Source organism: Streptomyces sp. NPDC019531, from assembly GCF_044903305.1.
Classification (GTDB): Bacteria; Actinomycetota; Actinomycetes; order Streptomycetales; family Streptomycetaceae; genus Streptomyces.
Genome location: NZ_JBJDQL010000038.1, coordinates 65,129 through 76,955, shown reverse-complemented (window position 1 = coordinate 76,955; position 11,827 = coordinate 65,129). Strand labels below are relative to the sequence as shown.

At 71.1% G+C, this 11,827-nt stretch carries 8 protein-coding genes; 1 reads left to right on the top strand and 7 read right to left on the bottom strand.

The genetic code is table 11. The features are described 5' to 3' along the window. Nucleotides 1-140: 140 nt before the first annotated feature. From ACI2L1_RS33785 to ACI2L1_RS33770, 4 genes are all read right to left on the bottom strand, one after another. Nucleotides 141-1,799: an NlpC/P60 family protein gene (locus ACI2L1_RS33785; RefSeq protein WP_404743231.1), complete on the bottom strand. Its 1,659-nt coding sequence runs from the start codon at nucleotides 1,797-1,799 to the stop codon at nucleotides 141-143. Nucleotides 1,800-1,970: 171 nt separating this feature from the next. Next, a complete protein-coding gene (locus ACI2L1_RS33780; protein ID WP_404743230.1) occupies nucleotides 1,971-3,029 on the bottom strand; it encodes an NAD-dependent epimerase/dehydratase family protein in 1,059 nt (352 codons plus the stop codon). 88 nt (nucleotides 3,030-3,117) lie between these two features. Beyond that, complete coding sequence (locus ACI2L1_RS33775) at nucleotides 3,118-3,951, bottom strand: hypothetical protein (protein ID WP_404743229.1); 834 nt, start codon at nucleotides 3,949-3,951, stop codon at nucleotides 3,118-3,120. Between the two features lie 301 nt (nucleotides 3,952-4,252). Then, nucleotides 4,253-4,702 (bottom strand): hypothetical protein, encoded by a 450-nt coding sequence (locus ACI2L1_RS33770; protein ID WP_404743228.1) that lies wholly within the window; start codon nucleotides 4,700-4,702, stop codon nucleotides 4,253-4,255. A gap of 240 nt (nucleotides 4,703-4,942) precedes the next feature. Here ACI2L1_RS33770 and ACI2L1_RS33765 point away from each other — a divergent pair, with 240 nt between their 5' ends. Further along, nucleotides 4,943-9,124 carry a helix-turn-helix domain-containing protein gene (locus ACI2L1_RS33765; protein ID WP_404743227.1) on the top strand — a complete coding sequence of 1,394 codons (4,182 nt, stop codon included), beginning with the start codon at nucleotides 4,943-4,945 and terminating at the stop codon, nucleotides 9,122-9,124. Nucleotides 9,125-9,206: 82 nt separating this feature from the next. Here the strand turns inward: ACI2L1_RS33765 and ACI2L1_RS33760 are convergent, their stop codons facing one another. From ACI2L1_RS33760 to ACI2L1_RS33750, 3 genes are read right to left on the bottom strand one after another with little or no spacing between them, the layout of a single operon-like run. Beyond that, nucleotides 9,207-10,460: a glucarate dehydratase family protein gene (locus tag ACI2L1_RS33760; RefSeq protein ID WP_404743226.1), complete on the bottom strand. Its 1,254-nt coding sequence runs from the start codon at nucleotides 10,458-10,460 to the stop codon at nucleotides 9,207-9,209. Further along, entirely contained in the window at nucleotides 10,457-11,365 is a 909-nt protein-coding gene (locus tag ACI2L1_RS33755) for a 5-dehydro-4-deoxyglucarate dehydratase (protein WP_404743225.1), read from the bottom strand. The genes ACI2L1_RS33760 and ACI2L1_RS33755 overlap by 4 nt, the downstream gene beginning before the upstream one ends. A gap of 26 nt (nucleotides 11,366-11,391) precedes the next feature. Then, a complete protein-coding gene (locus ACI2L1_RS33750) occupies nucleotides 11,392-11,577 on the bottom strand; it encodes a hypothetical protein (RefSeq protein ID WP_404743224.1) in 186 nt (61 codons plus the stop codon). Nucleotides 11,578-11,827: the final 250 nt, after the last annotated feature.

The window sequence follows — 11,827 nt, the reverse complement described above, 5'->3', positions numbered from 1 at the left end:
CCGATGCGGCACAGACGCTCCCCTGGTTGGCATGGTCAGGCCAGAAAGCGCTTTCTCGGGAACCCTAGGCGAGGTCTTCGCGGGGCGTCCAGGGGCGTGCGTGAAGGGAGTGCTGTGCCGTGGTCTCGGGGTGGGGCGGGTCAGACGGGCCGTATCGCGCCGCGGATGATCGACTCACCGGTCGGGTAGATCGACTCCTCGCGGATCGAGGCCCCCGGGCCCGGCGCGTGGATCATCATGCCGTTTCCGGTGCACAGGCCCACATGGCTGAAGTCGTCGTGGAAGAAGACCAGGTCGCCGGGTTGCATGGCGTACAGCGGAACCGCCGTGCCGGCGCTCGCCTGGCCGAGCGAGGTACGCGGGAGGGAGACACCGGCGACCTTCCAGGCGGCCTGGGTGAGACCGGAGTTGTCGTACGACCCCGGGCCCGCCGCGCCCCAGACACAGGGCTTGCCGATCTGGGAGCGGGCGAAGGCGAGCACCTGGATGACCTTCGAGTCGTAACCGGGGTCGGCGGTGGGGAGGGAGGGGGCCGGGTCCACGGGGGCCGCGCTCGGCAGGGGGGCCTGCCACTGCGGCTCGGGGGTTCGGGGGGCGGGGATGGCAGGGATGCTCTGGACGGCCTGGACGGCCTGGGGGACGTCCGGGACGGCCTGGGTGGTGTCGATCGGCGCGGGTGCGATCGCGGCGAGCGGGGCGCTGAGCTGCGGGGAGTACTCGGGGAAGCCGGTGGTGGGCTGTGCGGTGTAGCCGGGGAGCACCGTGCTGAACTGGCTGGTGGATTCGGGGAATCCGGTGCTGAATTGGCCGGTGTATTCGGGGAGCCCGGTGCTGAACTGGCCGGTGTATTCGGGGAGCCCGGTGCTGAATTGGCCGGTGTATTCGGGGAGCCCGGTGCTGAATTGGCCGGTGGATTGCGGGAATCCGGTGCTCGCCTCTGCCGTGTACTCGGGGAGACTCGTGCGGAGTTGTCCGGTGTACTGCGGGAGGCTGGTGTCGGCCTGCGTGGTGTAGTCGGGAAGGTCCGTGCCGAGTTCCCCGGTGTACTCGGGGAGGCTCGCGCGGAGTTGTCCCGTGTACTCCGGGAAGCTGGAGCCGACCTGGGTGGTGTACTCGGGGAAACCTGTGGCGAGTTGCCCGCTGGACTCCGGGAATCCCGTGCCCGGGGCGGCGGGCTGTGCGGTGTACTCCGGGTAGCCGGTGCCGAGTTGTGGGGTGCCCACGACGGCTATCTCGCCGGTGCCCGTGTCGTTCTGCGGGGCCGGTTCCAGGGCCGCCCACGCGGTCGGCTGGTCCGGCGTGGCGGCGGCCGGTTCCGGTGCGGCCGGCAGGGCGAGCATGGGCTTGGCGGTCAGTTCCGGCATGGCCCGTTCGGCCGGCTTCGGTTCGCGTGCCGTGGGAGCGTCCGCCGGACGTGGGCGCCGTGTCTCGGCGGGACGGGCCGGAACGCGGTCGGCCGGCAGGGTCGCCTCGACGAACGGGCCCAGTTTCGCGCGCCCCACGCCGTACCACTGCTTGGCGATGGTGTCGAGAGCGGGGTCGCTGTCCGCACTGCGGCCACCGCCGCTCGCCACACCGGGGGTACGGCCGCGGGTGCTCGACGCCCTCCGGGCCGCGCGGGTGGCGTTGTACGTGCCGGAGTCCGACTCGGCCCGGTCGTAGAGGTTGGTGACCCGCCGGCTCACCTCGTCGCGACTCGGTCCCTCGTCCGCGGCGGCGCTCCCGGACTGGGGGAGGAGGGCGGCGGAGGCCAACGCGGCCGTCGCGAGCGCGGAGTTGCGCTTGGCCGGGAGGCTCAACCCTCCATTGCGCGAAGTTCGATCCGGCGCCATGAAAGACATGCCCCTTCCGTCGTGCTGCTCGCCCGTCAACTTAGCCAACTTGTGAGGCTCACGTGAAGATTGAAGTGTGAAAAGTGTGAGATGTAACTGTGACCTTCGTCGCCTGCCGGATGGAGAGCCTGGTGAGCGTCAGCTCTTGCCCCGCTGCCGACGCCACGCCTCGTAGTGGTCGAGGACCGTCTCCTCGACAGGCCGATAGGTGATGCCCAGTTCGTTCACGCTGCGACTGTTGTCCACCCGGAAGCGGATGCCGAGGTGCTTGCGGATGTAGTCCTGGGTGAGACCGAAGGCGGGCCCCAGGATGCGCACGGGCCAGTGGGGGAGCGCGGTGCGCGGGATGCGCAGACCGCGCGGGTACCGGGTGCGGATGATGCGGGACATGTCATGGAACGACGTCATCGTCTCCGCGGCCAGGATGTAACGGCCCTTCGCGTCGGGCTTCTCCGCGGCCGCGATGTGCGCGTCGGCCACGTCACGGACGTCCACCGTGGTGAAGCTGAAGTCCGGGGCGCCGTAGAAGAAGTAGCCCTTGAACAGCTCCTCCAGCAGGAAGAGGCTGCCGGACTCGGAGGCGGGCGCGAGCGAAGGGCCCAGGACCAGGCCGGGGTTGACGGACACCATGCGCCAGCGGTCCTGCGCGGCCTCCGCGTCCCAGGCCGCGCGCTCGGCGACCGTCTTCGCGTAGTGGTACGGGTTGTTCTCCACCGTGCTGCTGGTGTTGAAGTACTTCTCCGACAGGATCTGCCCCTCCATGTCCCGCACGTCGGCGTAGTCGCCGAAGATCGCACCGACGGTGGAGGTGAACACCAGCCGCTCCACCGTCGGGGTCCGCTCGATGCTTGCCAGGACATTGCGGGTGCCGATCAGGGCCGGGTCGACCATGTCCCTCTGGCCGTCCTTGATCTTCTCCGGCATGAAGAAGGGCGAGGCGACGTGGAAGACGACACGGCGGCCCGCCATGGCTTCGTCGAAGGAGCCCTCCTTGAGCAGGTCCGCCTCGAACAGCATGAGCCTGCCGGGGAATTCGTCCTGCATGGCCCGCAGCGGCCCCACCTTCGCCGCGTTCGCGAGGCTGCGCACGGTGGCATGCACCTCGTAGCCCCGCTCCAGCAGCCGCCGTACCAGATGACTGCCGACGAAACCGCTGCCGCCGGTCACCAGGGCTCTGCCCGACTCCGCACCACCCATGCCGTCGCTCCTCCGCCCGGGGGTGACATTGAAGCACCGGTCCGGGCCGAGCGCCGCGGGCACACCCAACTGGTGACCGCCGGTGCCCTCAGCGGTCGCCGTTCAGGACGCGGTCCGCGTTCGCCGTCTGGGTGCGGATGCTGTTCTTCGCCCGTGCGAGTTCCCGGCTTTTCGAGCTCATCATCTGCCGCTGGTAGGCGGCGTCCACGGCGAACCAGACGCCGATCACGTTGGTGTCCCGCTTGCACGCCACATCGGCGCGCGCCAGCGCGATCTCCGTCCGGGTGGGTGTCGGGCCCGTGAACTGCGGGGCCTTTCCGGGGGCTTCGGTGGGTGCTGCGTAGGAGTAGCCGCGTTGGCGCATGCAGGCCGACCATGCGCGGAAGACCGACTTGACGCGGGCGTCGGCCTGGGACCGCTGGTAGCTGACTATGTTGATCTCGTTGACCAGTTGGTCGTTGCCCAAGCCCTGGGGATCGCCGGTGAGCCGTGCGGTCGCCTGGCCCTGGCAGCCCCCCTCCGGTATCGCCCGGCCGTGATAGCGAATCGGGGCCGGGGCGCCGTCGTCGGTACGTCCGGTCAGCACGGCCAGGGTGTCCGCGTCCGGCCGGCTGGAGGAGCCCTTGGCGGACTTCTGCCGGTTCCCGGAGGCGAGGTGGTATCCGTGGCGTGCCGCGTCGGCCGGATCCGTGATGCCGTAGCGGCGTGCGATGTTGGCCGCGTTCCTCATGCCGGGATCGGCGGCGGTACTGTCACCGGGCGTCCGGCCGGCGGGCCAGTCGATGCCGAACTGCCGCATGCACGGGGCCACCAGTGCTTGTCGGGCACGGAGGATGCCGGTCATCTGACGGTTGGTGAACAGATACGGCTCGATCGGCAGGACGAGCGTCCGCACATCGAGGATCACCGGTGTCTCGGCCACCGGAGGCGGTTCCTGGCCTGTGGTGCCCCCCTGATGTGTTGTAACGGATGCGGACTCCCGCGGCGAGGCGGCGCCCGCTCCGTCCGAACAACCGGTGAGCGCGACGAGACCGGCCAGGGCGCCGAGCGCCGCGATGGCCCGAACACCCCTGCAGCCGGAACCTGTTGACGGCGTGCGCATGTACGTCTCCCCTGTGCCGGGTGGCTGACGAGAGTGGGTCGGGCCGGTCGTGCCCGACGATGTGGTGCCGTCGCGGCGGGCCGGGAGAGAGTCTTCACGGCCCGCCGCCACGCACACCCGGTCAGCCCACGTAGGTCCAGTTCAGCGAGGCGTTGTCATTGCGCACCCCGACCTTCAGCTGGCGGGCCTCGCCGGGGTAGAAGGTGTCCACCGCGCCCTGGTAGTTCTCGTTGTACCAAATGTTCGCGGCGTTGTACCCGTCGTTGTTCCATGCCCGGTTGACGTTGTTCTTCACGCGCTGGCCCAGGCCGTCGACGCCGTTGGTGAAGGTGTATCCGGCGAAGTCCGGGACGGCGTAGTAGAACCTGCTCCAGGCACTGTTGGCGGCAGTGCTGTAGTACAGGTAGATGTAGCCGTCCCAGGTCGCGCCGGCCGGGGCCGCGGCGGGCGCGGCGGCCTTGCTGTGCTTGTCCGACTTGGCCGGGGCGGCCGCGGCCGTGCCGACACCGGTCAGCAGGAGTGCGGCGGTGGCCGACCCCGCCACAACGGCCGAAAGTGTACGGGTCCTCATGGTTCCCTCCCTGAAAGATCCTCTCCATGGGCCGGCTTGACGGCCGACCCGGACTCCGAGCTTTGGCCCAGGTCATGAGCATGTCGAGACGTTTCCCGTCGACCACCGACAACGGGAAACAGGGAAACACCCGCCTCTGATCGCCGCCGGGACCCCAACAGGCCCGGCTGTAGCGTGGACTTGGGGCGGCGGTGGGAGACGTGACCAACGGGGGGACACGGACCGCCGTGGGGAGGTGGCGTGGTTGAGAACCCGCACACGACCGGAGACACGGGGGACGGGCGAGCCGATGGACGAGGAACCGGTGGTACGCCGCCGGACTTTGCCTCCGAGCTGAGACGTCTCAGACGCCAAAGAGGACTGTCGCTCACCGCGCTCGCCCAGCGGGTGCACTACAGCAAGGGCTATCTGAGCAAGATCGAGAACGGTTCCAAACCGGCCACGCCGGATGTGGGACGACGCTGTGACGAGGCTCTGCTCGCGGGCGGCGCTCTCCTACGGCTGTTACGGGGGACCCCGACGGCCGAGCGAACCCGGCGGCCCGAGGAGCCGGATCGGGAATGCCCCTACCGAGGTCTGGCCGCCTTCACCACGCAGGACGCCCGCTGGTTCTTCGGTCGTGAGCGTACGACCGCCGCGCTGGTGGACCGGCTCTTCGAACGGGTGGGCAGCGGACCGCTGTTGCTCGTGGCGCCGTCCGGAGCGGGCAAGTCGTCACTGCTCAACGCCGGACTCGTCCCCGCGTTGCGGAACGGCGCGCTGCCGATGGCGGGGTCGCGCGAGTGGCCGGTCGTGGTCCTCACCCCGACGGCCCGCCCGCTCGAAGAACTGCTGTCCCGGACCTCCAAGGCGCTGGGCGAGGACCTGGGTGTCACGGCAGCGGAACTGCGCGAGGCCCCGTCCAAACTGACCGCCGCGGTCACACGGGCGAGGGGCCGTGCCCTGGCGGGGGACCGCTCAAGGCTCGGCCAGGACGACCGTGAACCGGTGGGGGACCGTGACCGGTCGGGGCGGGTCGACCGTGAGCGGGTGGGGGACCGTGACCGGTCGGGGCGGGTCGACCGTGAGCGGGTGGGGGACCGTGACCGGCCCGGGCGGGTCGACCGCGAGCCGGTGGGGGAGCGCACCTTTCCGGGGCGGGACGACCCTGAACCGGTGGGGGAGCGCACCTTTCCCGGGCAGGACGACCGCGAGCCAGCGGGGGAGCGTACCTTTCCCGGGCGGGATGACCGCGAACCGCCCCCGGCCCGCCTGGTGTTGTTGGTGGACCAGTTCGAGGAGGTCTTCACCCTCTGCTCGGACGAGGCCGAACGGCGCGCCTTCATCCGGGTGCTGTGCGCCCTGTCGACACCGGATCCGACGGAAGACGCCGAGTCCCGCGCAGCCCCGTCCGCGGTGGTCCTCGGCATGCGGGCCGACTTCACCGGCCGCTGCCTCGACCATCCCGAGCTCGCCGCGGTGTTCGCCGCGGGGCTGTTCGTGCTGCGGCCGATGACCGTACGGGAACTGCGCGAGTCGATCACCCGACCGGCCCGACAGGCCGGACTCGTGCTCGCACCAGGCCTGGTCCAACTGCTGTTGCGGGACGTGGGACTGCGCTCGGATCCGACCGCCGCACCGCACGGACCGCAGCCGGCGGACGGACCGGCCGACCGGGACGAGTCGGCGCCCGCGCCGCCCGGCGCCCTTCCTCTGCTCTCCCACGCGCTGATGGCCACTTGGCAGCGCGGGGACGGACGGACGCTGACCATCACGGACTACGAGCACAGCGGTGGTATCCAGGGCGCCGTCGCGAGGACGGCGGAGACCGGCTTCGCCCGCCTGTATCCCGCCGAACAGGCCATGATCCGCCAGGCCCTGGTCCGGCTCGTTCAGCTCGGTGACGGCAGCGAGGAGACCCGGCGCAGGCTGAACCGTGCGGTCCTGCTGGAGCAACTCCCCGACCCCACGGCAGCGGCCACGGCACTCGACGCCTTCGTACGGGCCCGGCTGATCACCGTGGACCGGGACACCGTCGAGATCACCCACGAGGCGCTGCTGCACGTCTGGCCCAGACTGCGTGGCTGGATCCACGCGGACCGGGCCGGACTGCTGATCCGGCAGCAACTCGCCGACGCGGCCGGCGAATGGGAGCGCGAAAGGCGCGACCCCTCCCTTCTCTACCGGGGGCCCCGGCTGTCCGCTGTCACCGAGTGGGCCCGGGATGTAGCGGACCGTGCCGAACTCGGGCCGCGGGAGGCGGAGTTCTTCGAGGCGAGCCGGGCCGAGGAGCTCCGGCGGCAGGAGTCCGATCGGCGTCAGGCGCGTCGGCAGCGCCGCCTTCTCGCCGTTCTCGCGGTCCTGTTGGGCCTGGCCGTCACCGCGGGCGGGCTCGCCTATCAGCAGCGTTCCGAGGCCTTGCGGCAGAGCCGTGTCACGCTGTCCCAGTCACTGGCCGTACGGTCGACCGCGATGGCGAGCGCGCAGCCGGAGGCCGCCCTGCTGCTCGCCGCCGAGGCCTACCGCACCGAACCGACCACGGAGGCCCGCGGTGCCCTGCTCAGCACCCAGGCGCAGTACTTCGCCGGCCGGCTGACCGGGCACTCGGGGCCGGTCAACGCCGTGGCCTTCGCGCCAGAGGACCAGCTGTTGGCGACCGGGAGCAGTGACGGCACGGTCAGGCTCTGGCGGACCGCCGGACGACGGCAGGACGCGGTCTTCGCCGTCGGCGGCAAAGTGCGCTCGGTGGCCTTCGGCCTCGACGGCCGCACGCTCGCCGCTGGTGTCTCGGGTGCGACGGGCGGCACCGTGCGGGTGTGGGACGTGGCCGCGCGACGGGTCGTCGCCACCCTCACCACCAACGCCCCGGTGCGAGCGGTCGCCTACACCCCGGACGGGCGGACGCTGGCGTCGGCGGGCTCCGACGGCACGATCACCCTGTGGCAGGCCACCGGTCGGCACCGGCCGATCGCCACCTTCGCCGGCCACGGGGACGGCGTCAACGCCCTGGCCTTCAGCCCCGACGGACGGACCCTGGCCTCGGGCGGCTCCGACCACACCGTGCGGCTGTGGGACGTGATCAGGCGCCGGTCCGTGGCCGTCCTCACCGGCCACACCGCCGAGGTCCTGGGCGTGGCGTTCGCTCCCGACGGTCGTACGGTCGCCTCGGGCGGCGCCGACCGCGTGGTGCGCCTGTGGGACACGGCGCGGCTTCGGTCCGCCGGCACCCTCACGGGCACCAGCGACGATGTGAACGCCGTCTCCTTCACCCCAGACTCCACCACGGTGATCGGCGCCGCCGGCGACGGCGCGGTACGCCTGTGGGACGTCCGCAGTCACCGGATCACCACCACCCTGTCGGGGCACACCGACTACGTTCTGGGGGTGGCGGTGGACCCCGGTGGCACGCTGCTGGCCACGGCGGGGTTCGACGAGTCCGTCGTGCTGTGGGACCTGAGCCGTTCGGCGCTGACGGCCCGCCCGTTCACGGAGGTCTGGCACGCCGCGTTCAGCCCGGACGGGCGGACCCTGGCCACCGCCGACGCGGATCACACGGTGCGGTTGTGGGACGTTGCCCGGCGTCGGTCGCTCGCGGTGCTGCGGGGGCACACGGGTGCGGTGTTCTCGGTGGCCTTCGCCCCGGACGGACGCACGCTGGCCTCGGCGGGCTCCGGCGGCGCTCTGCGGTTGTGGGACGTTGCCCGGCGTCGGTCGCTCGCGGTGCTGCGGGGGCACACGGGTGCGGTGTTCTCGGTGGCCTTCGCCCCCGACGGCCGGACGCTGGCGTCAGCCGGTCTGGACGGCACGGTCCGGTTGTGGGACGTGGCCGGGGGCAGGCTGCTGACCACCTTCACCGGACACACCGACTTCGTGAACGCGGTGGCGTTCAGCCGCGACGGCCGCGTCCTCGCGAGCGCGAGCGACGACCTGACCGTACGGCTGTGGGACGTTCCCCGGCGGCAGCCGCTCGCCACGCTCACCGGACACACCGGCGCGGTGCGCGCCGTGGCCTTCGCCCCGGACGGGCGGACGCTGGCCAGCAGCGGCAACGACGGCAGCGTGCGGCTGTGGGACTACGTCCGGCACCGGGCGCTGGTCACCCTCACCGGACACACCGGCTCGGCCCGTGGGCTCGCTTTCGCCCCGGACGGGCGGACCTTGGCCAGCAGCGGCAACGACCGCACCGTGCGGCTGTGGGACACCCGGAAGCAGGGTCTGCTGGCCACCCTCACCGGTCACACCAGCGCCGTGTGGGGCGTGGCGTTCGCCCCGGACGGGCGGACGCTGGCCAGCAGCGGCATCGACGGCAGCGTACGGCTGTGGAATCCCGACGTGCGCGCCCGCGAGGCCGATGTGTGCCGGCTGACCCGTGCATCCGACGGCCCCCGATGGCAACAGCTCATGGCGGACCTGCCCATGGCCCGCTGTCGGAAGAGCAGCTGAGCAGGACACTCGCGGCGCCCAGCGGGCCGGAAAGAGACAAGGCGCCCGGGTTCGCCGGGCGCCTTGTCTCATGGGGGTCCTGTCACCAACGGGGGAGCCTGAGTTTGTAGTCGGGCTGGAACCGCTGCATGTACCCGGTGTCGTCGCGGCTGCGTACCCCTGAGTCGACGTAGAGGCGGTGCAGCCGGTCCAGGGCCTCGTGGTCGAGTTCCACACCGAGGCCGGGCCCGGTCGGTACCTTGACCTCGCCGTCGCGGAACTCCAGCACACCCGGGCGGATCACGTCGTCGGCGTGGTTCCACGGGTAGTGCGTGTCGCAGGAGTGGTCGAGGTTCGGGATCGCCGCGGCCACATGGGTCATGGCGGCCAGGCTGATGCCCAGATGCGAGTTGGAGTGCATCGACAGGGCGAGCCCGAACGCCTCGCAGACCGCGGCCAGTTCACGGGTACGGCGCAGGCCGCCCCAGTAGTGGTGGTCGGTGAGCAGTACCTGGACGGCGTTCTGCTCGATCGCGGGCTTCAGATGCTCCCACGCGACCACGCACATGTTGGTGCCCAACGGCATCGGCGCGTCCTTCGCCACCTCCGCCATGCCCTCGATGCCCTTGGTCGGGTCCTCCAGGTACTCCAGGACTCCGTCGAGTTCACGGGCGACGTACTTCGACGTCCCCACCGTCCAGGCCGTGTTGGGGTCCAGGCGCAGCGGCTGGCCGGGGAAGGCCTCCGCGAGCGCCCTGATCGCGGCGATCTCCTCGTCGGGCGGGAAGACACCGCCCTTCAGCTTGAACGACCTGAACCCGTACCGCTGTTGCATCAGCCGGGCCTGCTCCACGATGCCGGCCGGGTCCAGGGCCTCGCCCCACTCGTCGCCCACGGCGGCGCGGCCGTCCAGGGCCGGGTGCTCGGCCCACTTGTAGAAGAGGTACGCGGCGAACGGCACCGAGTCCCGGACCGTGCCGCCCAGCAGGTCGCTGACCGGGCGGTCGAGCAGCTTGCCCTGCGCGTCGAGGCAGGCCACCTCCACGGCGGAGGTGGCCCAGCCGCGATCGTGGGAGCGGGACACGGCCGGCGCCAGGGCGGCGTCGATCGCGGCCGACACGGTGGTGGTGTCGAAGACGTCCATGCCGACGACCACCTCGGCGGCCGCTTCAAGTCGCTCCAGCCGGGCGACCCCGCCGGCGGACTCGCCGAGGCCCACCGTGCCGTCCTCCAGGACGAGTTGGAGGATGATCCGCAGGGCGAGGGGCTCGTGGACGCCGTTGGAGTTGAGCAGTGGCGGGTCGCGGAACGCGATCGGGGTGACGATCAGTTCCTTGATCCGAGTCGGGTCGCTCATGCGGCGACCACCTCCAGGCCGTGGTCGATGAGTTTCGAGAGGCGTGTGACATGCTCCGGCGTCGGGTCGATCAGGGGTGCCCGTACACCACCGACGTCCAGGCCACGCAGGGCCACTCCTGACTTGACGAGCGCCACGGCATACCCCGGGACCTCGTCGCGGAGCTGGACGAGGGGGCCGTAGAACTCGTCGAGGAGCGTGTCGACCAGCGGTCGGTCGCCCTCGGCGAGCGCCCGATGGAAGGCGAGGGCGATCTCCGGCGCGAAGGCGAACACGGCGGAGGAGTACAACGGGACGCCGATGCCCTGATAGCCGGGCGCGGTCATCTCCGCCGTCGGGAGGCCGTTGAAGAACTGGAAGTCCTCCGTGCCCGGCAGGGCCCGCACCGCGCGCACGATGCGGTGCATCCGCTCGATGTCCCCGAGGCCGTCCTTGAGGCCGACGACCTTGGGCAGTGCGGCGATCTCGGCGGCCGTGTCCGCGGTCAGGCGGGCGGTACCGCGCTGGTAGAACACGACGGGCAGGTCGCTCGCGGCGGTCACCTCCTCGACGTAGCGCACCAGGCCCTGCTGCGGGGCCGTCACCAGGTACGGCGGGAGCAGCAGGATTCCGTCGGCGCCGGCCCGCGCCACCCGGGCGGCCTGGTCGCGGGCGACCGGGGTGGGACCCCCGGCCGCGGCCAGGACGGGTACCCGGCCCGCGGTCGTCTCGACCGCGACCCGGGTGGCCCGCTCGATCTCGTCGGACGTCAGGGCGTGGAACTCGCCCGTGCCGCAGGCGACGAACACGCCTCCGGCACCGGCCGCGACGCCGTTCTCGATGTGCTGGGCGAGCCGTTCCTCGTCCAGCGAGCCGTCCGCGGCGAACGGCGTCACCGGGAAGAACAGCACTCCTTGGAACTTCATGTCTCCCTCAAACGTGGGGGTCGGGGTCAGCCCTTGGTGGCGTCGGCGGCGATGCCGGTGACCAGCGAGCGCTGGAGGAGCAGGTAGACGATCAGGCTGGGGATCAGGGCGATGACCGCACCGGCCAGGACGACACCGGAGCCGACCTCGGGGTCGGTGCGCAGGACGGAGAGGGCGGGTCGATCGGCTTGAGCAGCCCCTGGCTCTGGCAATTGCCCATCAGGGCCGTCGTTGATCACGACGTCCGGCAGGTCCTAGGTGGACGCCCTGCTCTGGAGCTGCTGGTCGAAGTTGATGGCGAACGCCCATGCGCACTCTCCGTTCATATCCGTGAACCCGCTTCACGAATCTAAATGATCGGCCAAGCTACGGATCGTTTCTTCCGTACGTCAAGACATGACGGGGAGATTTCATTGAGGCTGTGCACGAGCGCCTTCGGGAACGCTGGTGCGAAACAGTGTC